Origin of the sequence: Rhodococcus shunpengi (assembly GCF_048381395.1) — a bacterium.
Lineage (GTDB): Bacteria > Actinomycetota > Actinomycetes > Mycobacteriales > Mycobacteriaceae > Rhodococcus.
Genome location: NZ_JBLWIU010000012.1, coordinates 1 through 26,499 on the forward strand (window position 1 = coordinate 1; position 26,499 = coordinate 26,499).

22 protein-coding genes and 3 tRNA genes are annotated in these 26,499 nt (G+C 67.3%); 13 read left to right on the forward strand and 12 right to left on the reverse strand.

The genetic code is table 11. The features are described 5' to 3' along the window. The first annotated feature begins 512 nt into the window (after positions 1–512). Together ACNJ7K_RS05270 and ACNJ7K_RS05275 are read left to right on the forward strand one after the other, a co-directional pair. Complete coding sequence (locus ACNJ7K_RS05270; protein WP_120281118.1) at positions 513–1,658, forward strand: DNA cytosine methyltransferase; 1,146 nt, start codon at positions 513–515, stop codon at positions 1,656–1,658. A gap of 11 nt (positions 1,659–1,669) precedes the next feature. After that, positions 1,670–2,119, forward strand: a complete 450-nt coding sequence (locus ACNJ7K_RS05275) for a very short patch repair endonuclease (protein ID WP_120281117.1) — start codon at positions 1,670–1,672, stop codon at positions 2,117–2,119. 30 nt (positions 2,120–2,149) lie between these two features. Here ACNJ7K_RS05275 and ACNJ7K_RS05280 read toward each other — a convergent pair whose 3' ends face one another. Further along, on the reverse strand, positions 2,150–3,298 hold the full coding sequence (locus tag ACNJ7K_RS05280; protein ID WP_120281116.1) for an acyl-CoA dehydrogenase family protein: 1,149 nt from the start codon (positions 3,296–3,298) through the stop codon (positions 2,150–2,152). After that, positions 3,298–4,530: an acyl-CoA dehydrogenase family protein gene (locus ACNJ7K_RS05285; protein WP_120281115.1), complete on the reverse strand. Its 1,233-nt coding sequence runs from the start codon at positions 4,528–4,530 to the stop codon at positions 3,298–3,300. Before ACNJ7K_RS05285 ends, ACNJ7K_RS05280 begins: the two co-directional genes overlap by 1 nt. A gap of 351 nt (positions 4,531–4,881) precedes the next feature. Between ACNJ7K_RS05285 and ACNJ7K_RS05290 the strand changes: the two genes are divergently transcribed. Continuing rightward, positions 4,882–5,775 carry a TIGR03619 family F420-dependent LLM class oxidoreductase gene (locus ACNJ7K_RS05290; RefSeq protein WP_120281114.1) on the forward strand — a complete coding sequence of 298 codons (894 nt, stop codon included), beginning with the start codon at positions 4,882–4,884 and terminating at the stop codon, positions 5,773–5,775. A gap of 322 nt (positions 5,776–6,097) precedes the next feature. On the opposite strand, the gene ACNJ7K_RS05295 is transcribed toward ACNJ7K_RS05290, so the two are convergent. The 3 genes from ACNJ7K_RS05295 to ACNJ7K_RS05305 form a co-directional block, all read right to left on the reverse strand. Further along, a complete protein-coding gene (locus ACNJ7K_RS05295; RefSeq protein WP_120281113.1) occupies positions 6,098–6,916 on the reverse strand; it encodes a RelA/SpoT domain-containing protein in 819 nt (272 codons plus the stop codon). A gap of 171 nt (positions 6,917–7,087) precedes the next feature. Further along, positions 7,088–7,160: transfer RNA gene (locus tag ACNJ7K_RS05300), tRNA-Arg, on the reverse strand. Positions 7,161–7,197: 37 nt separating this feature from the next. Continuing rightward, a tRNA-Ser gene (locus ACNJ7K_RS05305) sits at positions 7,198–7,289 on the reverse strand. 148 nt (positions 7,290–7,437) lie between these two features. On the opposite strand from ACNJ7K_RS05305, the gene hisC reads away from it, so the two are divergent. Both hisC and ACNJ7K_RS05315 read left to right on the forward strand, forming a co-directional pair. After that, a complete protein-coding gene (gene hisC, locus ACNJ7K_RS05310; protein ID WP_230789842.1) occupies positions 7,438–8,517 on the forward strand; it encodes a histidinol-phosphate transaminase in 1,080 nt (359 codons plus the stop codon). Between the two features lie 99 nt (positions 8,518–8,616). Further along, positions 8,617–10,314 carry a bifunctional metallophosphatase/5'-nucleotidase gene (locus tag ACNJ7K_RS05315; protein WP_230789840.1) on the forward strand — a complete coding sequence of 566 codons (1,698 nt, stop codon included), beginning with the start codon at positions 8,617–8,619 and terminating at the stop codon, positions 10,312–10,314. Between the two features lie 21 nt (positions 10,315–10,335). Here the strand turns inward: ACNJ7K_RS05315 and ACNJ7K_RS05320 are convergent, their stop codons facing one another. Beyond that, positions 10,336–11,334, reverse strand: coding sequence for an alpha/beta hydrolase (locus tag ACNJ7K_RS05320; protein ID WP_230789838.1), 999 nt, complete (start codon positions 11,332–11,334; stop codon positions 10,336–10,338). A gap of 173 nt (positions 11,335–11,507) precedes the next feature. Continuing rightward, positions 11,508–13,349, reverse strand: a complete 1,842-nt coding sequence (locus tag ACNJ7K_RS05325) for an NAD(P)-binding domain-containing protein (protein WP_487041313.1) — start codon at positions 13,347–13,349, stop codon at positions 11,508–11,510. Between the two features lie 147 nt (positions 13,350–13,496). Between ACNJ7K_RS05325 and ACNJ7K_RS05330 the strand changes: the two genes are divergently transcribed. The 3 genes from ACNJ7K_RS05330 (at position 13,497) to ACNJ7K_RS05340 (ending at position 16,014) form a co-directional block, all read left to right on the forward strand. Then, entirely contained in the window at positions 13,497–14,759 is a 1,263-nt protein-coding gene (locus ACNJ7K_RS05330) for a helix-turn-helix domain-containing protein (protein WP_487041314.1), read from the forward strand. A gap of 81 nt (positions 14,760–14,840) precedes the next feature. After that, positions 14,841–15,239, forward strand: coding sequence for a flavodoxin domain-containing protein (locus ACNJ7K_RS05335; protein WP_159416964.1), 399 nt, complete (start codon positions 14,841–14,843; stop codon positions 15,237–15,239). 31 nt (positions 15,240–15,270) lie between these two features. Beyond that, a complete protein-coding gene (locus ACNJ7K_RS05340; protein ID WP_159416965.1) occupies positions 15,271–16,014 on the forward strand; it encodes an MBL fold metallo-hydrolase in 744 nt (247 codons plus the stop codon). Between the two features lie 134 nt (positions 16,015–16,148). Here ACNJ7K_RS05340 and ACNJ7K_RS05345 read toward each other — a convergent pair. Continuing rightward, positions 16,149–16,233: transfer RNA gene (locus tag ACNJ7K_RS05345), tRNA-Ser, on the reverse strand. A 51-nt stretch (positions 16,234–16,284) separates the two neighbouring features. Next, positions 16,285–16,755, reverse strand: coding sequence for a MarR family winged helix-turn-helix transcriptional regulator (locus tag ACNJ7K_RS05350; protein ID WP_060652229.1), 471 nt, complete (start codon positions 16,753–16,755; stop codon positions 16,285–16,287). Between the two features lie 119 nt (positions 16,756–16,874). Between ACNJ7K_RS05350 and ACNJ7K_RS05355 the strand changes: the two genes are divergently transcribed. Further along, complete coding sequence (locus tag ACNJ7K_RS05355) at positions 16,875–17,861, forward strand: NAD(P)H-quinone oxidoreductase (protein WP_159416966.1); 987 nt, start codon at positions 16,875–16,877, stop codon at positions 17,859–17,861. Here ACNJ7K_RS05355 and ACNJ7K_RS05360 read toward each other — a convergent pair. Beyond that, positions 17,858–19,057 (reverse strand): cysteine desulfurase-like protein, encoded by a 1,200-nt coding sequence (locus ACNJ7K_RS05360; RefSeq protein WP_230789816.1) that lies wholly within the window; start codon positions 19,055–19,057, stop codon positions 17,858–17,860. The genes ACNJ7K_RS05355 and ACNJ7K_RS05360 overlap by 4 nt on opposite strands. A 147-nt stretch (positions 19,058–19,204) precedes the next feature. On the opposite strand from ACNJ7K_RS05360, the gene ACNJ7K_RS05365 reads away from it, so the two are divergent. From ACNJ7K_RS05365 to glfT1, 3 genes are all read left to right on the forward strand, one after another. Further along, the gene (locus tag ACNJ7K_RS05365; protein ID WP_487041315.1) at positions 19,205–19,789 is read left to right on the forward strand and encodes a bacterial proteasome activator family protein; all 585 of its coding nucleotides are present in this window, start codon (positions 19,205–19,207) and stop codon (positions 19,787–19,789) included. A gap of 77 nt (positions 19,790–19,866) precedes the next feature. Beyond that, on the forward strand, positions 19,867–20,718 hold the full coding sequence (wzt, locus tag ACNJ7K_RS05370; protein ID WP_159419065.1) for a galactan export ABC transporter ATP-binding subunit Wzt/RfbE: 852 nt from the start codon (positions 19,867–19,869) through the stop codon (positions 20,716–20,718). Beyond that, a complete protein-coding gene (glfT1, locus tag ACNJ7K_RS05375) occupies positions 20,711–21,601 on the forward strand; it encodes a galactofuranosyltransferase GlfT1 (protein WP_016692663.1) in 891 nt (296 codons plus the stop codon). Before wzt ends, glfT1 begins: the two co-directional genes overlap by 8 nt. A gap of 12 nt (positions 21,602–21,613) precedes the next feature. Here glfT1 and ACNJ7K_RS05380 read toward each other — a convergent pair whose 3' ends face one another. Together ACNJ7K_RS05380 and ACNJ7K_RS05385 are read right to left on the reverse strand one after the other, a co-directional pair. Then, a complete protein-coding gene (locus ACNJ7K_RS05380) occupies positions 21,614–22,102 on the reverse strand; it encodes a hypothetical protein (protein WP_487041316.1) in 489 nt (162 codons plus the stop codon). Then, complete coding sequence (locus tag ACNJ7K_RS05385; RefSeq protein WP_487041317.1) at positions 22,099–24,558, reverse strand: molybdopterin oxidoreductase family protein; 2,460 nt, start codon at positions 24,556–24,558, stop codon at positions 22,099–22,101. Before ACNJ7K_RS05385 ends, ACNJ7K_RS05380 begins: the two co-directional genes overlap by 4 nt. Positions 24,559–24,701: 143 nt before the next feature. Here ACNJ7K_RS05385 and ACNJ7K_RS05390 point away from each other — a divergent pair, with 143 nt between their 5' ends. Continuing rightward, a complete protein-coding gene (locus ACNJ7K_RS05390; RefSeq protein ID WP_487041318.1) occupies positions 24,702–26,483 on the forward strand; it encodes an AMP-dependent synthetase/ligase in 1,782 nt (593 codons plus the stop codon). Positions 26,484–26,499 lie beyond the last annotated feature (16 nt).

Sequence of the window (26,499 nt, forward strand, 5' to 3'; positions counted from 1 at the left end):
CAACAACCACCGAACAAATTCGATGGCCGCACCAAATATTATTTGGCACTGACATTCATCGGCACACTGTTGAGTTCTCAAAGAACACGCACACATCATCACGCTCCGGACTGACGTCCGACCCGCTCTGAGGCAACTGTTCCAGCCTACTTCCTCATCCTCACGAACGCAAGTCCGTGTGGTTTTCGGAACCAGGGGCGGCTCGAAACCTTACCAGAAGGTTCGTAGCCATCAAATTCGCAGGCGCCCTCGTCCAACCTCGTTGTCCCGTTCCTCTCGGCCCGGGTCGGTGTCCGTGTCGCTCTGACCTGGAATAAGTTACGCGAACATCTCCGAGAACACCAAATCGCCAGGTCATCGGCGGTTTCGGTAGCCCGGCGCCGTTCGCAGGAGGGGTAGGAGGACCCCTCCATCGTGGTGCTCGTCGCGTCCGCTCACGGATCGTCCTACTTCTCGAGTAACGTTCACCGTTGAGCTGAGCGAGGAAGGGTGCCGTGACGTCGACGGGGAACATGGTGGGGTTGTTCGCCGGTATCGGCGGACTGGAGCTCGGACTCGGGCGACACGGGTGGAACACCGAACTCCTCTGCGAGATCGAGCCGGGTGCTCAGGCAGTACTACGTACGCGCTTCCCCGACGTCCCGCTTCATCCGGACGTCACGCGTCTCCGCTCTCTTCCCCGCGATACGGAACTGGTCGCCGCAGGCTTCCCCTGCCAGGACCTCTCCCAGGCCGGACGCACGGCCGGCATCACGGGTTCGAAGTCCGGGCTCGTCGACGAAGTGTTCCGTCTCGTGAAGCGTAAGAACGGCCCGCGCTGGCTCGTCGTCGAGAACGTTCCCTTCATGCTGCAGCTCGGCCGGGGTGCGGCGATGCGCCACATCACCGACGCCCTCGAGGAGCTCGGCTACATGTGGGCCTATCGCGTCGTCGATGCCCGCGCCTTCGGTCTCCCCCAGCGTCGGCACCGCGTCCTGATGGTCGCCTCTCGTACGGACGATCCCCGCACGGTGTTGTTCGGCCAGGACGCCGGCATGCCCATGGAGGGCAATCCCGATCTGTTCCCCTGCGGCTTCTATTGGACCGAGGGTGTGCGCGGTCTCGGATGGGCAGTCAATGCCGTGCCCACGCTCAAGGGCGGTTCGACGCTCGGTATCGCCAGCCCTCCGGCCGTGCGACTGCCGTCCGGCGAGATCGTCACCCCCGGCCTGACCGACGCGGAGAGACTCCAGGGATTCGACGCCGACTGGACGGCTCCTGCCATCGAGGCGCCCGGCGTCCGTGCCGGGCATCGGTGGCGTCTGGTCGGCAATGCGGTCAGCGTGCGGATGGCGTCGTGGGTGGGCCACCGTCTGAACAACCCCATCGCCTACAGCTCCGACCACGAGACCCCGCTGCTTCCGGGCGACACGTGGCCGACCGCAGCGTGGGGTGCCCGCGGACAGGCGTTCCGCGTGCACGAGTCGCAGTGGCCCGTCCAGGCTCCCTACGAGGACCTCGGCGGTTTCCTCCTCGACGCCCGTCTGCTGTCGGCGCGGGCGACGGCAGGATTCCTCCGACGCGCACGCTCCGGCAACCTGCGTTTCCTGCCCGGATTCCTCGAGGACGTCGAGAACCACCTCGAACGCATGGGTGGCTTCCCGCGAGTGGCGGCCTGAAAGACACCGTGATGGCGTCGTCGGATCGGCCCGGGACGGATCCGCGTACGAGTGCGCGGATGAGCCGGCAACGCCGACGCGACACCGTTCCCGAAGTGGCGTTACGCAGGGAACTGCATCACCGGGGGCGGCGGTTCTTCGTCGACCGCGCTCCTCTGCCGGGTATGCGACGCCGGGCCGACCTCGTCTTCCCTCGTCGTCGGGTCGCGGTCTACGTGGACGGATGCTTCTGGCACAGCTGCCCGCAGCACGCGACGTTCCCGAAGAACAACGCCGAGTGGTGGGCGGCCAAGCTCGCCGCCAACGTGCAGCGCGATCGGGACACCGATGCGCGCCTGCAGGCCGCGGGCTGGACGGTGGTGCGGGTGTGGGAGCACGAGGACCCCGTCGTCGCCGCGACGCGCGTGGAGGATGCTCTGTCGGCTCCGCCGGAAACGGATGCAGGGCCAGCGCAGGGGTGATCCCCCGCACCGGCCCTGGCACCGATCCGATCAGCCCTTCGTGAGCTGTGCGTACCTGGCGACATGCTGTTCGGCGGTGCCGAACTCGTACTCGATCGCGGTCAGTCGCTTGAAGTAGTGCCCGACGGCGAGTTCCTCCGTCATGCCCATGCCGCCGTGGAGCTGGACGGCGTTCTGGCCGACGAAGCGTGCCGCACGGCTGATCGTCGCCTTCGCGGCCGAGACCGCGCGTGCCCGCGTGGCGTCGTCGCTGTCGAGATGGAGAACGGCCAGGTAGACAGCGGACACCGCCTGCTCGACCTCCATGTACATGTCGACCATGCGGTGCTGGAGCGCCTGGAAGCTGCCGATGGACTGACCGAACTGCTGACGTTGCTTGGCGTACTCGACGGTGTCGGCGAGCACCTTGCGCATCAGGCCCACCGCTTCGGAGGACACGGCCGCGGTCGCCTCGTCGATGCCGCGCGAGACGGACGGCCATGCGCCGCCCTCCTCGCCGAGCAGCGAGTCGGCGGGCAATCGCAGACCCGAGAAGACGATGTCGGAGGCGCGCCGGTCGTCGATCGTGCGGTAGGAGTGGATCTCCACACCGCTCGGCGGGTTCGCGGGGTCGAAGTCGACGAGGAACAGCGAGATGCCGTCGGTGTCGGTGCGCTCACCCGACGTGCGGGCGGTGACGAGCAGGTGCGTTGCGAGCGGAGCGCTGGTGACGACGGTCTTCTCACCGTCGACGACCCACTCGTCGCCCTCGCGACGCGCGGTGGTGGACACGTCGTGGAAGACGTATCCGGAGGTGGGCTCGGTCGCGGCGAACGCCGTGACGGCTTCACCGGCAGCGATCGCCTCGAGGACGGACCGGGCTCGATCGACCCCTGCACGACCGAGCAGCCCGCCCCCGAGGACGACCGTGTCGACGTACGGTTCGATGACGAGTGCGTGCCCGAGTGCCTCGGACACCACCATCAACTCGACCGGTCCGCCGCCCATCCCCCCTACCTCTTCCGGAAGCGTGGCCCCGAGAATTCCGAGATCCTCGGCGAATGCCCGCCACACCTCCGGTTGCCAACCTTCGCCGGTGGTCGCGACCTTCCGGCTTTGCGCCAGGTCGTAGCGACCGGCGAGGAACTTGGTGACCGAATCACGAAGGAGCTCCTGCTCCTTGCTCAAACCGAAGTCCATCAGAGCCCCAATGCTGCTTTGGCGAGAATGTTTCGCTGGATCTCGTTGCTGCCGGCGTAGATCGACCCGGCACGGTCGTTGAAGTAACGCAGCGGCGCGACGGCCTGCCACTCCTCACCGCTGACGTAACCGTCGGCGGGCGGCACGTAGTCGGCCACCGGACCACCGGGCGCGGTGATGTGCGGCTGGTAGACCCGACCGCGCGGACCGGCCGCCTCGAGGGTCAGCTGGGTGATCGTCTGGCTGAGTTCGGTGCCCAGGATCTTGAGCATCGACGACGCGGGACCGGGATTCTTGCCCGCGGACAACGCTGCGAGAGTGCGGTATTCGAGGATCTCGAGTACCTCGGTGCGGATACGCGCTTCGGCGAGCTTGGCGGAGAACGCCGGATCGTCGATGAGCCTGCCACCCGACGGACCGGGCTGTTCGGCGGCCGCCTCGGCGATCCGTTCGGCCATGACCTGCAGGGCCGGCGCTGCCGCCGCTCCCCCGCGTTCGAAGACGAGCAGGTACTTCGCGACGGTCCAGCCGTCGTCGATCTTCCCGAGCACGTTCTTCTTCGGGACACGCACACCGTCGAAGAAGACCTGGTTCTGCACTTCCTCACCGGACGTCATGACCAGAGGACGGATCTCGATGCCGGGCGAGGTCATGTCGATGAGCAGGAAGGTGATGCCCTGCTGCTTGCGACCGGTCTTCGACGTGCGCACGAGCGCGAACATCCAGTTCGCCTCGGTGGCATGCGTGGTCCAGATCTTGCTGCCGGTGACGATCAGGTCGTCGCCGTCGTCGACCGCCGCCATGCTGAGCGACGCGAGGTCGGAGCCGGCCTCGGGCTCGGAGTAGCCCTGACAGAAGAAGACCTCGCCCGTGAGGATCCGGGGCAGGAAGTAGCTCTTCTGTTCCTCGGTGCCGTAGGCGACGATCGCGTGCGCGACCATGCGGATGCCCATCGGCGACAGGTTCGGGGCGCCCGCGAGGATCGACTCGCGGCTGAAGATGTAGTGCTGCGTCTGCGTCCAGTCGCATCCGCCGTACTCGACCGGCCAGGCCGGCGCCGCCCAACCACGCTCATGGAGGATGCGCTGCCACTCCATGCTCGCTTCGTGGTCGGAGTACACGCTCGTCGCGAGTCGGCCGGCCCGCCGCAGTTCGGGCGTCAGCTTCTCTTCGAGAAACGATCGCACCTCGTCTCTGAAGGCGGCGTCGGCCTCTGACCACGCAAGTTCCATGTCTTCTCCCCGCAGAGCGCGACCGTCGTTGCCGGACCGTCGTGCGAATTGTCGTTAACTTTTCGAGAGTGGTACGAAATCTACTTCCGTCCCAGCGGGCTCGTCAATAGACGGATTTCCTTGTGGTACCGGCAGGATCTCCGACCGGGGACGCAAACGATCGAGTCCCCGACTCCGGGTGGAAGGTCCACTCGAAACGAAGACGCATCGTTCACTCGCAGCGCAGGAACCGGGGACGGCGGCGTTTCACCTCGTGACTGCGGTCACACATTCTGATAGAACCTTGTTCTTGAGAATGTAAACGTCACTCTTTCATCGTCGGCGGGCATCGAAAATTCGGAGGGCATTCGAATGAAATTCTGGAGCGGGACCGCATTCATGAAGACCGCGGAGATGCCGACCGTCGCCCGCATGCTCGACGACGCCGGATTCCACGGCCTGCTCGTCTCGGACCACCTCATCTACCCGAAGGAGATGAAGACGGTCTACCCCGGGCACGAGAGCGGCAAGCCGTTCTGGTCGCCGGAGACCGAGTGGCCCGACGCCTGGGTGCTCATCGGTGCGATGGCCGCCGTGACGAAGAACCTGCACTTCGGCAACAACGTCTACATCGCGCCGTCCCGGCCGATCCTCGAGGTCGCCAAGCAGGTGGGCACCGCCGCCACGATCGCCGGCGGCCGGGTCTCCATCGGACTGTCCGCGGGATGGATGCGCGAGGAGTTCGAACTGCTCGGCCAGGACTTCGACAACCGCGGGCCCCGGCTGAACGAGATGATCCGGGCGCTGCGCGAACTGTGGAAGGGAGGATGGGTCTCGTTCCGGGGCGAGTACTACGACATCCCCGAGATGACCATCGAACCCCACCCGCCGAGCCCGGTGCCGATCCTGTGCGGTGGTGAATCCGGACCGGCGCTCCGACGTGCCGCGCGCTACTGCGACGGCTGGGTCGGCACCGCCTACACGATCGACGTCGCCGAGCAGTGGATCGATCGCATCAACGGCTACCGCCGCGAGTACGGACGCGAGAACGAGCCCTTCGACTTCATCGTCGGCCTGCGCGACGAACCGTCCGTGGAGCTGTACCGGCGGGCGGAGAAGATCGGCATCACCGGCGTCATGGTGTCGCCGTGGGCGAACTGGGAGGCCACCCACTCGGGCGACCACGATCACCTCCTCGGCACCGCCGAGCAGTACCGCGCGCCGATCGAGGACTTCGCCGAGAGGATCATCACGAAGCTCACGTGAGCGCAACCGGAAACAGCAATCCTCGAACGAGAAAACCCTCACCGACAGGATCGATGAGGGTTTGGTCTGTGTGCCCGAAGGGATCGAACCCTGGCCTGTCAGGCGTTTGCAGCCAGTTCCCGGCCCTGAAAGTACCTGGAGTGCGTGCGACGAAGCGTCTCGAGGGAGTCGCTCACCAGCGAAACAATCTCCACATCTTTGTCCGTTCGAGACTTCTCGAGCTCGAGACGCCGACGCATAGCAGCACGTCGTCCCTCGACGCCGGGGAATGACGTAACCGTCCGGTCGGCAGTCTTCCGGTTGTACTCGATCACGAAAGCCGTCACTGTTCCATCCCCTTCCGCTGTGCGTCTCGAAGCAGCTGCTCTACATCGTCGAGCATAGTAGAGAGTTCGGCTTCGTCTTCCAGCACCTTGTACCCGATCTCGCGAACCTCTTCGGGCAGATCGTCAAGACTGTTCCATACATAGCCGGAATCAGGAGACATCTCAGCAATCTTGTCCTTCGCCTCTTCGATCAGCCGGATCTGATTCGAGGAGATCCCCTGAAGCTTCGAGGCAATCCCACTCCAACCACCAGACCCCGTGACTCGCTCATATCTGATACTTCGGCCGGCCAAGTCGCCCAACCGTTCGTACGTGTTCGCCCACTTGCTCTGGAGTTGTGTACGAACTTGAACCTCGGCCATCGCACGCCGAAGCTTCAGATGGACGTGAACGGCGCGGTACCCGTTGTGGTGCTCGACCCGTAGATCTTTCACTGCCTTTTCAGGGTCCATCCCGAAGGCCCGAGCGATGGCAGCAGCGACTCTGTCCTGCTCATGCAGCGTCATCTCGGCGTCCACTCGGACGCCGGCGATATCAACGATGTTGGTCAAAGGTCCAGAGGAAAGGCGGACCAGCTTGTCACGGAGCGTGTCGATCGTCTTCGCTCGGTAAGTGATGTCCACCTCGGAATGTGAATGAGGCAAGATCGTCTTCCACGGCAGAGCATGGACGATGCCGTGAACCTCTGCCGCCAACTCGTCGTACCAGATCATGACGTCGTCGTAGTCGGGAGCGCCCTCCGGTGTCGCGACATTGTCACGGAGGCACTGGGCAAGAATCTCCATCTGTTTGTTGGACCAGGGCCGATCTTGCACACACCCTCCTGTAGTCCGGGGGAAGTCACGTGACGTCCCTTGCGGAGTGAAGATAGCCACAAAGATGTCGCTGAAGCCGGTCAGCAAGCCGTGTCGATTCTGTGTCGTGGCGACTCCGTAACCAGATACGAGAAAACCCTCACCGGAAGTACCGGTGAGGGTTTTCGTGTGTGCGCCCGAAGGGATTCGAACCCCTAACCTTCTGATCCGTAGTCAGATGCTCTATCCGTTGAGCTACGGGCGCATGTGTATTCAATTGTCGTTGGTGACGCTACACCAACTGGCGGAGGCGAGAGGATTTGAACCTCCGGTCCCCGGTAAGGGGGACAACTCATTAGCAGTGAGTCCCATTCGGCCGCTCTGGCACGCCTCCTCGGGGATTCGATGCTCTCGAACCGCCGGATCGAAACATTACACATGCCCCGAGGGGAAACGCAAAACGCCTGGTCAGAGGCGTGTAGATGGACGGTCTCCCCCATCCTGCCGACAGGCGGTCCCACGACGAGGAGCATAATCGGCTCGTGACTCCACGGACCCGCCCCGACCTCGAATCGATCCCCGCCTACGTTCCGGGCCGCTCGTTCCCCGGTGCGGTGAAGCTCGCCAGCAACGAGACCACCATCGGCCCGCTCCCCAGCGTCCGGGAGGCGATCGCCGACGCTGCCGCAGGCCTCAACCGCTACCCCGACAACGGCGCGACCGAGCTCGTCGCGGCACTGTCGGAGCGACTCGGCGTCCCGACCGAGCGGATCGCCGTGGGCTGTGGATCGGTGAGCCTGTGCCAGGAGCTCGTGCAGATCACGTGCGATGCGGGCGACGAGGTGATCTTCGCGTGGCGGTCGTTCGAGGCGTACCCGATCATCGCGGCCGTCGCCGGCGCGACCGCCGTGCGCGTCCCGAACACCGCGGACCACGGGCACGACCTGAAGGCCATGCTCGCCGCGATCACCGACCGCACGCGCCTGATCTTCGTGTGCAATCCCAACAACCCCACCGGGTCGCTGCTGGGCAAGGAGGAGCTCGCACAGTTCCTCGACGCCGTCCCCGAGCACATCGTCGTCGCCCTCGACGAGGCGTACTTCGAGTACGTCCGCCCCGAGCCCGGCGAGGATCTGCCCGACGGTCTCGAGCTCGCGGAGGGTCGCAGCAACGTCGTCGTGCTCCGCACCTTCTCCAAGGCCTACGGTCTCGCCGGCATCCGCGTCGGATACGCGGTCGCCGACCCGTCCGTCGTGACGGCGCTGAGCAAGGTCCACACCCCGTTCTCCGTGAACTCGCTCGCTCAGACGGCTGCCGTGGCCTCGCTCGCCGCCGCGACCGAGTTGCTCGCGCGCACCGAGGGTGTCGTCGCCGAGCGGGAACGGGTCCACGCGGCACTCGTCGAGACCGGCTACGAGGTGCCCACGAGTGCCGCGAACTTCCTCTGGCTGCCGTTGGGTGAACGCTCCGCGGCGTTCTCCGAGGCCGCAGCGGAGGCGGGCGTGGTGCTGCGCAACTTCACGGGCGAGGGCACCCGGGTGACGATCGGCGACCCGCACGAGAACGACCTCTTCCTCGACTTCGCGACCGGGCAGGGACGGGCACTCGCCGGCATCGGCTGATCCTGTGACGAGACCCAACCGTTATGGCTGGGTATCGGTGGCGTGATCCGGCCCTGACAGACTCGGGCGGTCGGATCGGGCCGGGGTCGGAGGAACTGCATGGGGGCAGGCAAGGTGCGGCGCGCCCTGTCGGCCTGCGCAGTCGTCGGCTCATTGGTCGCCTTCGGTGGTGCGGCACCTGCCGGCGCTGCACCGTCGAGCACCGTCCCCTCGAACACCGTCCCGCTCCGGGTGATCGCATTCGGCGACCTGCACGGAAATCTGCTGCCCCCGCAGGGACTGCACGGCGAGGTCGTCCGGTCGGACGGTGTCTCGGTCCCCGCGGGCGGTGCGGCCTATCTCGCCGCCTACGTCCGCCAGCTCCGGGAGCAGGCCGACAACTCCGTGCTCTACGCCGTGGGCGACACGTGGGGTTCGTCGCCGCTCGAGTCGGGTCTGTTCCACGACGAGCCGACCATCGCCCTGCTCGACGAACTCGACCTCACCGCCGCGACCCTCGGCAACCACGAACTCGACCGCGGTTACGCCGAATTCGAGCGACTGCGGGACGGCGGTTGTCATCCGAAGGAAGGGTGCCTCTACACCGAACCGTTCGAGGGCGCGAACTTCCCGATTCTCGGCGCCAACCTCACCACGTCGGACGGCACACCGGCCGCACTCCCCTACAGCATCGACTACGTCGACGGCCTGCCCGTCGGTGTCATCGGCGTCGTGCCGAGCAACACCCCCGACATGATCCGGCCCGATGCGATCGCGGGATTGCGGTTCGAGGACGAGATCGTCGCGGTCAATCGCACCGCCGACATCCTCGGCGCGCTCGGCGTCCGCTCGATCGTCGTGCTCTACAAGGGCGACATCGGAGCCATCGACGGCGACGATCCGTGCCCGAGCGGGGACAGCGGGGCGGCGGCGATCGCGACGTCCGTCTCCCCCGATGTGGACCTCATCATCACCTCCGACGGCGACCGACACTTCAACTGCACCTACACCGATCCGGCGGGCGAACCGCGCACCGTCGTGCAGGGCGCTTCGCACGGGCGCATCCTGTCGGTTGCCGATCTCGTCATCGACCGGCAGAGCCGCGAGGTGCTGCGCGACCGGACCGTCGTCTTCACGCAGGTCGTCACGCACGACATCGACCCGGATCCGACCACCCTCGAGTTCGTCGACCGGGCGGTCGAGAAGTCGGCGGAGGTCGCGAACCGGTCCATCGTCCGTATCGGCGCCGACGTCACGCGCAGCAAGAGTCCGAGCGGAGAATCGGCGCTGGGCAATCTGGTGGCCGACGCGCAACTCGCCGCGACGCGACATCTCGGGGCGCAGATCGCCCTGATGAACCCCGGCGGACTCCGCGGCGACCTCCTCGCCGGCGACGGCACCGTCTCGTATCGGGAGACCTACGCTGTGCAGCCCTTCGGGAACATGCTGCAGGTGCTCGACCTCACCGGCGCCCAACTCGACGTGCTGCTCGAGCAGCAGTTCCAGGACGGCCCGGGCGGCTCGGAGATCGAACGCATCCTGGCGCCCTCGCACAATCTCACCTACACGCTCGACCGCCTGGCGCCGCGCGGCGAACGGATCCGCTCGATCACGATCGACGGCGAGGCCGTCGACCCCGAACGCGTGTACAAGGTCGTGATGAACAACTTCCTGGCCGGTGGCGGAGACGGTTTCACGGTGTGCACGGAAGCGCACGGGTTGGTCGGCGCGGGCAAAGATCTCGACGCCCTCAACAGCTATCTGGCGACCCGCTCACGAGTGGAACCGCCGACGGTCGACCGCATCCGTCTGCACTGAGACGGTGCCGTCGAGGCGCGGTCAGCGGAGTCCGAGGGCGTCCGCGAGGGTCGGCCACGCGGCCTTGATGTCGTCCTGCCAGTAGCTCCACGAATGCGTGCCCCACGGGCGGTAGACGACCTGCGCGGGGATGCCGAGTTCGCGGAGGCGACGGTCGTAGGTGACGGTGCACACGAAGGTGCCGATCTCGAGCGGCGCGCCGACGGTGAGCACGTCCTGGCCGGCGCCGAGATCGTGCGGGCCGAGCAGGCCGTTGCCGGTGCTGAGGAAGACCTCCTTGCCGCGCAGCTTCTCGGCGAGCAGGTAGGAGTCGTGCTCCTCCCACCGGGCGTCCTCGGGAGGTCCCCACATGTTGTCGGGGTTGCCGCCCTTGTATGCGACGGTCCCGCGGACGGTGTCGCGGGAACGGTCGCGAGAGGTGTCGTAGCAGCCGCTGAGCGCCGCGACGCCCTGGTAGAGGTCGGGATTGCGGGTGATCAGGGACATCGCGCCGGTGGCGCCCATCGACAGTCCCGCGACGGCGTTGGTGCCGTTGCCGTCGAATTCGGCGTCGATCAGCGGGGGTAGTTCCTCGGTCAGGAAGGTCTCCCACTTGTTGACACCGAGGACGGGGTCGGGATTGTTCCAGTCGGTGTAGTAGCTCGCGGTGCCACCGACGGGAAGGACGACGTTGGTGTTCTTGTCGGCGAAGAACTCCTCGATGTCGGTGCGTTGCGTCCACGTGCTCTCACGGAACTCGGACTCCTCGCCGGCGCTGACGCCGTCGAGCAGGTAGAGGGTGGGGCGCGGCCCCGCCGAGGCCGGGTGCAGCACCTGCACCGGCACGATCCGATTCATCGCGGCCGAGTGGACGAACAGCTTCGTCTGCCGGTCGCCGACGCGTTCGACGTGGTCGATCCTGGCCGACGCCGGTTGCATCTGGGGCGGTTGGGCATGGGCCGGTCGGGCATGGGCCATCACTGTGCCGGAGACCGGCATCATCAGGGCCACTGCCACAGCCGCCGCAAGTCTCTTCACCATCGAACTCCCCGTCCCCCGACGACCTGCAGTGATCTCACAGTCACTACCTGTACCCGGTCAAGCGGACCTGCACGCGACCCTAATACTCACCCTCCGATTCGTGACGAATAGGAGGATGTACGGCCGCGTCGCCCCCGCCGGAAGGCGGGAGCGACGCGTGGGAGCCGAGTCGATCAGCGGAGGTGGTGCACCTCCTGCAGCCCGTAGACCGGGGTCGGGATGCCCTCGTAGCGCGCTTTGAGCTGCAGCGCCAGGTAGAGCGAGTAGTGCCGCGACTGGTGCAGGTTGCCGCCGTGGAACCACAGGCCGTCCTGCTGCGTCGGCTTCCACATGTTGCGCTGCTCACCCTCCCAGGGACCGGGGTCCTTGGTGGTGTCGGAGCCCAGGCCCCAGCACTTGCCCACCTTGTCGGCGACCTCCTGCGAGATCAGGTCGGCGACCCAGCCGTTCATCGAGCCGTAGCCGGTCGCATAGACGACGAGATCGGCCTCGAGTTCGGTGCCGTCCTCGAGGATCACCGACGTCTCGGTGAGTTCGCGGACATTGCCGTGGGCGAGCTTGATGTCGCCGTTCGCGACGAGTTCCGAGGCACCGACGTCGATGTAGTAGCCGGATGCGCGACGCAGGTACTTCATGAACAGACCCGACCCGTCGTCACCCCAGTCGTGCTGGAAGCCCGCCTTCTCCAGCCGGTCGTAGAACTCGGCGTCGCGTTCGCGGATCTTTTCGTAGATCGGGATCTGGAACTCGTGCATGATCCGGTACGGCAGGGACGCGAAGGTCAGGTCTGCCTTCTGGGTCGTGACACCGGCGGCGAGGGCCCGCTCGGAGTACAGGTCGCCGAGGCCGAGGTCCATCAGCGAATCGGATCGGACGATGTGCGTGGACGAGCGCTGCACCATGGTGACGTCGGCGCCGACCTCCCAGAGGGCACCGCAGATGTCGTGCGCACTGTTGTTGGCACCGATCACGACGACCTTCTTGCCGGCATAGGCGTCCGGGCCCGGGTGGGCGCTGGAGTGGTGCTGTTCGCCGCGGAACAGGTCCATCCCGGGGAAGTCGGGGATGTTCGGCTTACCCGACATGCCGGTCGCAATGACGAGCTGCTTGGGCCGGAGGACCACCGGTTCGCCGTCGCGCAGAACGTCGACGGTCCATTCGCCCGTCTCCTCGTCGTAGCTCGCCGAGGTGCACTCCGACTTAGACCAGTAGGGAACCTCCATCACCTTCGTGTACATCTCGAGCCAGTCCGCGATCTTGTCCTTGGGCGCGAAGACCGGCCAGTTGTCGGGGAAGGGCATGTACGGCAGATGGTCGTACCAGACGGGGTCGTGCAGACACAGCGACTTGTAGCGTCCGCGCCACTGGTCGCCGGGACGGTCGTACTTGTCGAGCACGATCGCGGGAACACCGAGCTGACGCATGCGCGCACCGAGCGCGATACCGCCCTGACCACCACCGATGATCACGACGTAGGGCTGACGCGTGTAACCGAGTTCGCGTTCCTCGATCTCGCGCTGCTCCGACCACGTGACGCGGTGCTTGTCCGCACCGTGCTTCGTGCCGCGGGGACGACGCGTGCCCTTGTTCTCCTCGTAGCCCTTCAGTTCCTGCATCGTGGTCAGCAACGTGAAGGCGCGGTCCTCGCCGCTCTCCTCGTCGCGCTTCAGACGCAGATGGCCGACGCCGCGACCGACCGCGGTCTCGAACGCGATCCAGGCGCTGAGCACGCCGTCGTCGTCGCTCGCCGGTTCGGTGGTGCGGAAGCCGCTCGGGTCGGTGTCGTCGAGTCGCGCGTGCAGCATGTCCGAGACGCCCTCGCGTCCCTCGACGGTCTTGAGGTTCCAGGTGAAGGCGACCAGGTCGCGCCAGAAGGAATCGGTGCCGAACAGGCCCGCAGCGACGTCGACGTCGCGCTGCGCGAGGGCGGTTTCGAAAGCCTGCAACCAGGCGTCGACGCGTTCGTCGGGCGTCGCGGTGCCGGAGGTCGTGGGCTTGTCGAGGGTGTCGGTCATGGTGAGTCCTTTCCCGTGGTGATGTGATCCAGGACACTCCCCGTGACCGCTCCCCCACAAGCGTTGCGTCACGTTGCACGGCACCCGATTTGTGGCGCAGCACACATTTGCCGCCTATGCTCCGATGACGACGACGAAGAGGAGACCGTGACCACGTTCAGCGCGATCGCGCCCGGCACCGACCTGTCGCGCTACGCGCGCGAGTTGACGCGGATGCACGACGCGGTCATCGGCGGCGCCCGGTCACCCATGCGGCCCCGTCCGCTCGTGTCCCGTTCGTGGCAGCGCGTGCTCGACGCGGGCCTCGATCCCACCGGCACCAACGAACGCAGCCGGCTGCCCGTCGCGGAGGTCGAGCGACGGCGCCGCGCATCCGCTCTCTCCGCGGTGATCGGCGATCTCGAACAGGTCATCACGCCCGTCGCCGACGCCTCGCACCTGCTGCTGGTGGTGACCGACGCCGACGGCGTGATCCTCTGGCGCAGCGGTTCGGCGCCGATCCGGTCACGCGCCGACACCCTCGGTTTCCAGGAGGGGACGGTGTGGACCGAGTCGACCGTCGGCACGAACGCCATCGGCACGGCGCTCGCGGAGGCCGCGCCGGTCCAGTTGTTCTCGGGTGAGCACTTCGAGACGACCCAGCACCCCTGGTACTGCACCGCCGCCCCGATCCACGATCCGATCCGCGGCGACCTGCTGGGCATCGTCGACGTCAGCGGTCCCGCGCTGACCCTGCACCCGGCCATCATCGCCCTCGTCGACACCGCCGTCCGGCTCGCCGAAGCGCAACTGTGGCGGCGGCACGAGGTGCGGCTCGAACGGCTGCGCACCGAGGCCGCTCCTTTGTTGTCGTCGACGCGGGGACCGGTGCTGCTCGTCGACGAGGACGGCTGGGTCGCGCACGCCTCCGGTATCGCCGCCGAGCGGGTCGCGGTTCCGCGGCACGCACGCCCGCTGACCGTTCCCGGTATGGGACTGTGTGTGCCCGAGCGCCTTTCGCACGGCTGGCTGATCCGCGGTGCGGCCTCGCCGTCGCGCATGCGGATGGTGCTGCACGTGTCGTCGTCGCCCACGGTGGAGGTGTTCGGGGACGACGACTCATGGCGCAGCATCGTCACCGCACGTCAGGCCGAGATCCTGCTGTTGCTGCACGAGCGCGGCCCGGAGGGCATGACGGTCGCAGCGCTCAGCCGGGCCCTCTACGGGGACGACGACCATGCCGTGTCGGTCCGCGCCGAGGTGTCGCGACTGCGACGCGCGATCGGGGACGTGATCGAGAGCAAGCCGTACCGGCTCGCCGCGACCGTCGACCTGTCGCTGGATCTCGGTGCGGACGAACGCCTCGCCGACTCCGAGTTCGTCCGCCGCTCGGGGGCGCCGGGGGTGCGGGCGCTCGGCGGCTCCCACTGACACGGCCGGGGGCATGTTTCCGCCCCACGGGGACCGGGAACGCACCAGTGAACCCGAGTCGCCGAACATGCTGGAGACACAATGACCGTTCTCGTCGTCACGGACAGTCCCGAAGGTCCGACCCAGAAGATCGCCCGACTCGTCGCCGACGCCCTCGGAGAGCGGGACATCGACGTCACCGTCGGTGACACCTCCGATCTCGAGCGGTCGGAGGAGTTCGAGGGCGTCGTCTTCGGAGGCGAGGTCGACGCCGGCGAGTACTCGCCCGACACCGTCGAACTGTTGTCGTCGCGGGCCTCCGGGCTGAGTCAGCAGCTCGTATGGCTGTTCGCGGTGGGCGACGAAACCGCCGAGGACACACCGGATCTGGTGTCCGAACTCGCCGCGCTCGACTACCGGTCGTTCGGTCCGTCCGCAGGCGAGGACGAGGTGCGGTCGTGGGCCGCCTTCATCGCCGACGAGATCGACGGACACAGCTGAACCTGCACGTCCCCCCGAGCGAAGGGCCGCCATGCTCCACACGGATGTCGCACCGGGTGTGCATCGCCTCGCGCACGCCGACGTCAACGTCTACCTGATCGAGGACGACACCGGAGTGACCGTCGTCGACACGGGACTGCCCGCGACCGCCGGGCGCATCGAAGAGGCGATCTCACGCATCGGTCGTCGAATCGACGACGTGCAGGGAGTCGTCCTCACGCACGCCCACTTCGATCACGTCGGGTCGGCGAAGCGGCTGCGTGAACGGTGGCGGGTGCCGGTGTGGGCGCATCGCGACGAGAAGTTCCTCGCCGCCCACCCCTATCGCTACCAGCACGAACGCAACCGGCTGCTCTATCCCGCCCGATATCCCGCCTGCATCCCCGTGCTCGCCCGGATGACCGTGGCCGGTGCGCTGTGGGTGCGCGGGGTCGACGACGTGACGCTCTTCCACGACTCCGAACCGCTCGACCTGCCGGGCCGCCCCGTCCCCCTGCACACCCCCGGCCACACCTACGGGCACTGCGCGCTGCATCTCCCGGACCGCGACACCGTGATCGTCGGCGACGCCATCGTCACCCTCGATCCGTACACGGGCAGGCACGGTCCGCAGATCGTCTCGGGTGCGGCGACCGCCGACAGCAGGACCGCCCTCGCCTCGCTGGCGGCCATCGCCGGCACCGGCGCGAAGCACGTCCTCGTCGGCCACGGTGAACCGTGGCACGACGGTGCGGCCGCGGCCGTGGAACGAGCAGTGGCCGCCGGACCGAGCTGACAGATCGCGATCCACTCCCCGGGATCGGCGCCTGGCGTTCCACCTGGATCCTCGAGGAGAAGATGGTCGCGACCCGGCGGTAGAAACGAGAAGAGGTTCCGACTCCCTGTCGGGTGCCGGAACCTCTTCTTCTGCGGAAGCGGAGGGATTTGAACCCCCGTTGGTGTTACCCAAGCTCGCTTTCAAGGCGAGTGCATTCGGCCGCTCTGCCACGCTTCCGTGGCAGATCCTAACCGCTCCGCGCAAGCAGGGCCTAACCGATTCGCGACCTCAGCGGTCGGCCAGAGTGTGCTCGACGCGCGCGAAGACCCGCGCCAGCATGTCGAGTTCGTCGGCCGACAGCAGGTCGATGAGGTAGTTGCGCACGTCGTCGACGTGGGTGGGGGCGGCCTCCGCCAGACGCCGTCGGCCCTCCTCGGTGATGGTGGCGAGCACACCGCGACCGTCGTCGGGGCACGAGCTGCGCACGACCATCTTTTCCTGCTCCATCCGCCGGATCTGATGGGTGAGACGGCTGCGCGAGGACAGCACACCGTCGGCGAGATCGCTCATACGCAGGGCGCCGTCGGGGGCTTCGGAGAGCATGACCAGAATCCGATATTCCGCCAGCGACAGGTCGTGTCGATCGTTGAGGGACCGACTCAGGGCGCTCATGAGACGGTTGTTGCCGTCCATGTAGAGCCGCCAGGCCTCCTGCTCCTTTGCCGTCAACCACTTGGGTTCGTCTCGTTCGCTGGTCACGCCGGGAGTGTAATGCCGACGGCCCGATCCGGTTACCGCACGGTAGTTTCGAGCAGGTGAGCGCGCCGTGAGCGGAGTGACCGTCCCCTCACTGCGCCGCACGCGATAGCGTCGAACACATGTATGCAATCGTCGCCACCGAACCCGGTGGTCCAGAAGTTCTCCGGTGGACCGAGCAGCCCGACCCGGACCTGCCTCCCGGGCACGTACTTCTCGATGTCGCGGCGACCGCGGTCAACCGCGCCGACCTGCTGCAACGGCGCGGCCTCTACCCGCCCCCCCCGGGGGCGAGCGACATCCTGGGCCTCGAATGCTCCGGAGTGATCTCCGAACTCGGCGAGGGTGTGACGGGCTGGAACATCGGCGACAAGGTCTGCGCCCTGCTCACCGGCGGCGGCTACGCCGAGAAGGTCGCGGTCCCCGCTTCCCAGCTGCTGCCCGTCCCGAAGGGCATCGATATCGCGATCGCCGCGTCGCTTCCGGAGATCGCGTGCACGGTGTGGTCGAACGTCGTGATGGCGGCCGGACTGAAGCGCGGCGACGTCCTGCTCGTCCACGGTGGCGGTGGCGGCATCGGTACACACGCCATCCAGGTGGGCAAGGCGCTCGGCGCGAAGGTGGCGGTGACGGCCTCGGCCGGCAAGCTGGACCGCTGTCGCGAACTCGGCGCCGACCTGGCGATCGACTACCGCGAACAGGACTTCGTCTCCGAGGTGCGCAATACCTTCGGTGGCGCCGACGTGGTGCTCGACAACATGGGTGCGAAGTACCTGTCCCGGAACATCGACGTCCTCGCTCCGGACGGACGGCTCGTCGTCATCGGCATGCAGGGCGGCACGAAGGGCGAACTGCACCTCGGTAAGTTGCTTGCCAAGCGCGGTCACGTCATCGCGACCGGTCTGCGCGGCCGTCCGGACTCGGGTCCGTCGGGCAAGAGCGAGATCATCGACTCCGTGCGCGCCGATCTGTGGCCGCTCATCGAGGAGGCGAAGGTCCATCCCGTCGTGCACGCCGAGCTGCCGATCACCGAGGCAGCACAGGCACACGAACTGCTCGACAGCCCCGAGACCGTCGGGAAGGTCGTGCTGCGGATCGCGCGGAACTAGAGGTTGCGGAGCTCGCGGACGAGCTGATCGACCTCGAAGCTCGTGGTGTAGGGGGCGAGGCCGATGCTCACCGCTCCCCCTTCGTCGCTGACGCCGAGGGAGTCGAGGAGCCGGCTCGATCCGCGGGTGCTCGCCACCGTCGCGATGCGGCGGTCGGCGAGATGCGCGGCGACCTTCTCGGCCGGGACCCCGTCGACGGTGAAGCTGAGAGTGGGGACGCGGCTCGACGCGCGGCCGAGCACGATCACGCCGGTGAGACTGTCGAGCTGTCGCATCAGACGGTCGAACAGCACGTCCTGGTAGTTCTGCATCGAGCTGATCGAGACGTCGAGACGCTCGCGGCGCGAACCGGTGGCATCGTCGTCCAGCGAGGCCATGAAGTCGATGGACGCGGGGATCCCGGCGAGCAGCCCGAACTGGTGACCGCCCACCTCGAGGCGTTCGGCACCGCGCGCGTGCGGATTCAGCGACATCGCCGGGACCCGTTCGAGATGCGAGGGGTCGGAGAAGACCAGCGCACCGATCTGCGGTCCGCCCCACGCGGCGATATCCACGGTGAGGATGTCGGCGCCGAGATCGTCGATGTCGACGTGGGCGTAGGGGGCGGCGCCGGCGGCGTCGACGACCATGAGCCCACCGACCTCGTGGACGAGATCCGCGACGACCCGCACGTCGGGCGCGGTGCCGACGATGGACGACGCCGCGGTGAGCGCGACGAGCCGGGTGGTGGGCGTGATGAGTTCCTCGTATTGCCAGGTGGGCAGCTCGCACGTCTCGATCTCGACCTCGGCCCAGCGCACCTGCGCGCCGTAGCGGCTCGCGACCCGCAACCAAGGAGCGATGTTCGCCTCGTCGTCGAGCCGTGAGAGGACCATGCCGGTGCCGAGCCCGAGGCGGGAACTGAGTGCTTCGGCGAGCCAGGCGAGCAACACCGCGCGGCTCGGCCCCAGGACGACCCCGTCCGGGTCGGCCCCCACGAGTTCCGCGACCGCGACGCGCGCCTCCTGGAGGATCGCGGCGCTGCGACGCGATGACAGGTGCCGTCCGGTCGCCGACGCGGCCGAGTTGCGGAAGGCGGTGGACACGGTGCGCGACACCACATCGGGGATCTGCATACCGGCCCGTGGATCGAGATGGATCCACCCGTCCCCGAGCGAGGGGATCAACCCCCGGATCCGGGCAACGTCGTAAGCCATGGCAGACACTCTAGGTCCCGATGTCAATCGGGACGCGCCGTGCCTGCATCCGGTGTTGCCCTCTCGGTAGGCTCGCTCGGGGTACCCGGCACTCCGGGACCTTCGGGCAACCGGGCACACCCGGGGTGGGAAAGGGAGAATGGAGCCATGACGCATCCGGACAACGACCAGGTTCTCGTGATCGGCCCCGACGGCCGGCCCATCCGTGTCTCCCGCGAGGAGGCGGCCCGCGTGGAGGCCGACGGCCGGCCGGAGGAGGAGAAGACCGAGAACGGCGGCGAATCCCTGGCCGACATGGTCGAGCAGCCGGCGAAGGTCATGCGGATCGGCACCATGATCAAACAGCTTCTCGAAGAGGTGAAGGCCGCGCCGCTCGACGACGCCAGCCGCACCCGGCTCAAGGACATCCACCTGTCGTCCATCCGCGAACTCGGTCAGGGCCTCGCCCCCGATCTACGGGAGGAACTCGAGCGGCTCGCACTGCCCTTCGGTGAGGACGCGGTGCCCTCCGACGCCGAGCTGCGTATCGCGCAGGCCCAGCTCGTCGGCTGGCTCGAAGGCTTGTTCCACGGCATCCAGACGGCGCTGTTCGCTCAGCAGATGGCGGCTCGTGCCCAGCTCGAGCAGATGCGTCAGGGAGCGCTTCCTCCCGGCGTCGCGCAGGGCGGTCGCGGCCAGAACGAGCAATCACTTCCCGGTCAGACCCACCCCGGCACCGGCCAGTACCTGTAGTCCCGCCGGGTACGCCCCGGGACTCGGGTATCGGCGCGACGGGTACGCTCGGGTCCCGTGTCAGCGTCTGGAGCAGCATCGTGAGTCGGGTCAGCATCGAAACGCGCGGCGCGTGCGTCGACTTTCCCATCTTCGACGCCAAGACCCGCTCCTTGAAGAAGGCCTTCCTGGGTAAGGCGGGCGGAGCGATCGGCCGCAACAACTCCGACGTCGTGGTCGTCGAGGCTCTGCGCGACATCACGATGTCGCTGAAGGAAGGCGACCGCGTCGGCCTCGTCGGCCACAACGGTGCCGGTAAGTCCACGCTGCTGCGTCTGCTCTCGGGGATCTACGAGCCCACGCGCGGCCACGCTCGGGTGAAGGGTCGCGTCGCGCCGGTGTTCGACCTCGGCGTCGGCATGGACCCGGAGATCTCAGGCTACGAGAACATCATCATCCGCGGCATGTTCCTCGGGATGAGCCGCAAGCAGATGCTGGCCAAGGTCGACGAGATCGCGGACTTCACCGAGCTCGGCGACTACCTCAACATGCCGCTGCGCACCTACTCGACCGGTATGCGGGTGCGTGTCGCGCTCGGCGTGGTCACCAGCATCGATCCCGAGATCCTGCTGCTCGACGAGGGCATCGGCGCGGTCGACGCGGAGTTCATGAAGAAGGCGCGCGTGCGTCTGCAGGATCTCGTCGCACGCTCGGGCATCCTCGTGTTCGCCAGCCATTCGAACGAGTTCCTCGCCCAGCTGTGCGACCAGGCGATGTGGATCGACCACGGTCGGATCCGTGAGCAGGGCGACATCGAGCACGTGGTGCGCGCCTACGAGGGCGACGAGGCCGGCGATCACGTGCGCACGATCCTCCACGAGCTCGAGCGTGAGCGGATCGCGAAGTCCGGCCACGACGCCGCGGCCTCGACGGGTTCGAACGGTGGCTGACGAACGGATCATCGGCGTCGTCGTCACGCACCGCCGTCGTGAGCTGCTGGCGGACTCGCTGAAAGTTCTTGCCTCGCAGTCCCGTCCGCTCGACCATCTCGTGGTGGTCGACAACGGCGACGAGGACGCGGTGCGCGAGCTCGTCGACGCGGTGGACCTGCCCACGAGCTATCTCGGTTCGAAGCACAATCTCGGTGGCGCGGGCGGCTTCGCCCTCGGCATCCTGTACGCGCTGTCGCTGGGAGCCGACCGGGTGTGGCTCGCCGACGACGACGGCCGCCCCGAGGGACCGGACGTACTCGCGACGCTGCTCGACTGCGCGCAGCGCAACGGCCTGGCCGAGGTGTCGCCGGTCGTGTGCGACATCGCGCAGCCCGATCGCCTCGCCTTCCCGCTGCGCCGCGGTGTGGTGTGGCGGCGGTGGCGGCACGAACTCGGCGACGAGGACCTGCTGCCCGGTATCGCCTCGCTGTTCAACGGCGCGCTCTTCACGGCCGCGGCGATCGACGCGGTGGGCGTGCCCGACCTGCGTCTGTTCGTTCGCGGTGACGAGGTCGAGGTGCACCGCCGTCTCGTCCGGTCGGGACTGCCGTTCGGCACCTGCTTGCAGACGGCCTACCTGCACCCGGATGGTGCCGACGAATTCAAGCCGATTCTCGGTGGCCGGATGCACACGCAGTATCCGGACAACGACACCAAGCGGTTCTTCACCTACCGCAACCGCGGCTACCTGCTGTCGCAGCCGGGACTGCGCCGGTTGCTGCCCCAGGAATGGGTGCGCTTCGGCTGGTACTTCCTGATCACGCGCCGCGACCCGGCCGGTCTGCGCGAGTGGATCCGGTTGCGCAGACTCGGGCGCGAGGAGAGGTTCGAACGGCCCTGACGGTGCCGCCGCTCAGTCGGTGACGACCGTCTGCGCTGCGATCTCCTTGAGTTTCGCGTTCGCCCAGCGCAGTTGACGCAGGGTCTGGGGATGGCAGCGTTCGGAGAGGGCGAGCAGTTCGCGGTCGCTCAGGGCCTGCGCCGTCTGGGCGAGGATCTCCCAGTCGAGCGAGACACCCGCCGCCATGCGGTGCACGGTGCGCAGATCCCGCAACAACAGGACGCTCGGGGGTTGCCGGCGTCCGAGCATCTCACTTCCCTTCCGCCGCACCTCCGCGAGCACCTCGTGGACGCCCTGGGGCTCGTCGTCGAGGTCGAGGTCGTAGTCGTGGCCGACGCGGGCGAGTTCGCGCACGTGCTGCTGCGACCAGCCGGCGATGTCACGCGCCACGTGGAAGATCTCGTGGTCGACCTTGTGCCGGTCCGCGGTGCGCAGCAGTTCGGTCGCCAGGTCGTTCTCCGATCGGTGCAGTTCGCGGATCGCCAGGGAGACCTTGTTCATCGCGGCCCTCCGTCGCCGAGCGTCTCGGTGATCTCGGCGTCCGGTCCACCCGAGGTGGCGGGCACGGCGCCGGAGACCGGCGCCGAGGCGGTGGTGGTCGGTGCCGCGGAAGGCCCGTCGTCGGCGACGGCGATCCGTTCGACGCGCGCGGCGCCCGACTTGAACAGGGGTTGCTTCGACGCCGGATCCCAGTCGGTGAAGGTCAGTTCGTTGGCCGCGCGCCCCTCGAGCGCCGGTTCGTGACCGGCCGGGGTGTCCCAGTAGCCGTAGTGGAACGGCAGGAACAGCACCCCGGTCCGGATCCCGCTGATCCGCAGCCGAGCGGTGACGTGCCCGCGCGGGGTGTCGATCCGCAGCAGGTCGCCCTCCGACCAGCCGTGCCGTTCGGCATCGCCCGCCGACATCTCCACCCACACCTCCGGTGCCGCGCGTTGCAGTTGCGGGGCACGACCGGTCTTCGTGCGGGTGTGGAAGTGGTAGAGCGTGCGGCCGGTGGTGAGCAGATACGGATACTCGTCGGAGACCGTCTCGTGCGGGGGAAGATACTCACCCGCCTTGATGATCGCCTTGCCGAAGGGGTTCAGCGCCCGGTACTCGGTGGGTTCGACCGGCGCTCCGGTGACCATGTCGCGTCCGTAGTTCTCGCAGTAGTCCGGTGCCGCCCAGAACTTTCCGCCCTCGTAGAGACGTTCGGTCCCGTCGGGGGCGTCGGCGTTGCACGGCCACTGGATTCCGCTTCCGCCACGGAGTTTCTCGTAGGTGATGCCCGTGTAGTCACAGGGCCGCCCGGCCGTGCACTCCTTCCACGCCTCGAACGCCTCCTCGGGCGTGGACCACTTCACGAGCGGGTCGCCGTCCTTGTCCCGCAGGTCGAGCCGGCGCGCGTAGTCGGCGAAGATGTCGAGATCGGGCCTGGCCTGCCCGGGTGGTTCGACGGCCTTCTCCGACAGGTGCACGGTGCGGTCGGTGTTGGTGAACGTCCCGGTCTTCTCACCCCAGGTCGCAGCGGGCAGGACGACGTCGGCGAGTTGCGCGGTCTCCGACAGGAAGATGTCCTGCACCACGAGGAAAAGCCTGTCATGGGAGAGGATCTCGCGCACCCGGCGCAGCTCCGGCAGGGACACGGCCGGGTTCGTCCCGCTCACGTAGAGGAAGCGGATCGAGCCGTCCTCGACATACCGCATCATCTGCATGAGGTGGGTGGGCGCGGTGTAGTGCGGGATCCGCATCGGGTCGATGTTCCACACCCGGGCGAGGTCCTCGACGTGCGCCTCGTTGGCCCAGTTCCGGAAGGCCGGCAGGTCACCGTCGGCTCCGCATTCACGGGTGTTCTGCGCGGTGGGCTGCCCGTTCATCTGGAGGACTCCGCAACCGGGCCTGCCGAGCATGCCGCGCACGAGATGGATGTTGTTCACCTGAACGGCGGCCGCGGTGGCCTGATGGGACTGATAGAAGCCCTGCAGGACCGTCGAGAGCAGCCGCTCCGCCGTGCCGAGCAGTCGAGCGGCCTCCCGCAGGTCCTCGATGGGGACGTCGCAGATCTCGGCGGCCTTCTCGAGGGAGTAGTCGGCGAGCCGGCTGCGTAGCTCGTCGAATCCGACGGTGTGGTCCTCGATGTACTTCTCGTCGATCCACCCGCGTCGCAGGATCTCGTGCAACAGCCCGTTCATGAGGACGACATTGGTGCCCGGGCGCGGAGCGAGGTGCACCGTCGCGGCCCGCGCGACCGGCGTCCGCCGCGGATCCACACAGATCACGGCCGGTGGATTCGGTCCGGCGAGCCGATCGAGGATCCGCGTCCATGTCACCGTCTGTGTCTCGGCCATGTTGTGTCCGTAGAGCGCGATGACGTCGGCATGGTCGATGTCGGTGTAGGAGCCGGGCTGGCCGTCGCACCCGAAGGACTGTTTGAGGGCGGCTGCCGCCGTCGCCGTGCACAGCCTCGTGTTGCCGTCCATGTGGTTGGTGCCGATGCCACCGTGCCCGATGAGCGCGAGGGTGTAGTACTCCTCCAGGAACAACTGCCCGGTGGTGTAGAAGCCGACCGAGCTGGGGCCGCGCTCGTCGAGCAGCTGCTTCGTGCGACCGGCGACGGCATCCATCGCGGTGTCCCAGTCGGTCTCGACGAGCTTGCCGTCGCGCCGGATCAACGGCGTGGTGAGCCGGTCCTCCGAGTGGTTCGCCTGCCAGCCGAACAGGTCCTTGGGGTCGACCCGGCCGTGGTTGACCCGGTCGACGGCGCGTCCGCGCACCCCCACCATGCGTCCGTCCTTGACGGCGATGTCGAGGCCGTCGCCGTTGGAATGCAGGATGGTCGCCGACTGCACCCACCTGTCGACATCGTCCTCGGTCAGTCCGTCGGCGAGATAGGTGTCGACGCGGGTGGGCCAGCGTTGCCCGGGTCCATAGGGTGTGCGCGAACCCCACGGATCCGCGATGCGATCCACGGTGGTCATGTCCCCGGCGGTACCCGGGGTGGGCAGGAACAAACACTCGCCTGCATCACCGCTCGATTCCGGCGCAACAATCCGGCAAATCCGACCACGGATGTACGCACTTCGTCCTACACTTTCGCCACACTCGACCTCGGGAGCCAGTGATGACCCCTCGTGCCACCTCACCGTCGACCCTCTGCGAAGCCTTCCAGACCACCGCCGCGGCGTACCCCGACAAGGTCGCGCTGCGCACCCCCGACGACTCCGTCTCCTACACCTGGCGTCAGTACGCGCAGCGCGTCGAACGCCTCGCCGCCGGGCTGGCCGGCCTCGGCGTGAGCCGCGGGGACACCGTCGGTCTCATGCTCACCAACCGGCCCGAATTCCACCTTCTCGACACCGCCGCGATCCACCTCGGCGCGGTGCCGTTCTCGATCTACAACTCGTTGACCGCCGAACAGATCTCGTACGTGCTCGGCAACGCCGGCAACCGCGTGATGATCGCCGAGGAACAGTTCGTCCCCGTTCTGCGGCAGGCGCTCGGCGACACGAAGGTCGAGCACCTGGTGTGCATCGACGGCAAACCGGAAGGCACGATCTCCCTCGACGACCTCGAGGCCGCCGCCGATCCGTCCTTCGATTTCGACGCCTCGTGGAAGGCCGTGCAACCGCCCGACCTGCTGACCCTCATCTACACCTCCGGCACCACCGGGCCGCCGAAGGGTGTCGAACTCACCCACGCCAACCTGCTCGCCGAACTCGAGGCGACGAGCTCGTATCTGCCCACCGGCCCGGACGACCGGATCCTGTCGTATCTGCCCGACGCGCACATCGCCAACCGCTGGGGCTCGCACTACTCGAGCCTGTACAGCGGCATGCAGATCACCACGCTCGACGACCTCAAGCAGGCCATCACCGTGCTGCCGAGCCTGCGGCCGACGCTCTTCGGCGCCGTCCCCCAGGTCTGGTACAAGCTCAAGGCCGCGATCGACAAGACCCTCGCCGAGGAATCGAGCCCGATCAAGAAGAAACTCGCGTTGTGGGCGATCGACGTCGGACGCAAGCGTGCCCGGCTGCAGTCCGACGGCAAACCGGTCCCCCGCACCCTCGAGGTGCAGCACGCGGTGGCCGACAGGCTGGTGCTGTCCGCGATCCGCGGCAAGCTCGGCCTCGATCAGGTCCGGGCCGCTGTCACCGGTGCCGCCGCGATCTCGCCGGAGGTCCTCGAGTTCGTTCTCGCCCTGGGCATTCCGTGCTCCGAGGTGTGGGGCATGTCGGAGACCTCGTGCGTGGTCACGATGAACCGGCCGGGCGCCATCCGCATCGGCACCGTCGGGCAGGCCGTGCCGTGTGCGCAGCTCAGGATCGCCGAGGACGGCGAACTGCTCGTCTCGGGTCCGCTGTTGATGAAGGGCTACCGCAACGACCCCGAGAAGACTTCGGATGCAATCGATTCCGACGGCTGGTTGCACACCGGCGACATCGGTGAGATCGACGCGGACGGATACGTGCGGTTGATCGACCGGAAGAAGGAGATCATCGTCAACGCGGCGGGGAAGAACATGTCACCCGCCAATATCGAAGGCGCCCTGCGCGCCGCTTGCCCGATGCTCGGTGGCGCCGTCGCCATCGGCAACGACCGACCCTACAACGTCGCGCTGCTCGCGCTCGATCCCGACGCCTTGGCCGTTTTCGCCGAACAACACGGTCTCAGCGGCACCCACGAGGAGCTCTCCCGGCATCCGGTGGTCCTCGAGTCGATCGCGAAATCGGTCGAGGAGGCGAACAGCAAGTTGTCGCGGGTCGAGCAGATCAAGAAGTACACGGTGCTGCCGACGATCTGGGAACCCTCCGGCGACGAGCTGACCCCGACGATGAAGCTCAAGCGCAAGCCCATCGATGCGAAGTATGCCGAGGAGATCGACAAGCTGTACGCGGGGGCCTGATCCGTCACCGCGCTCA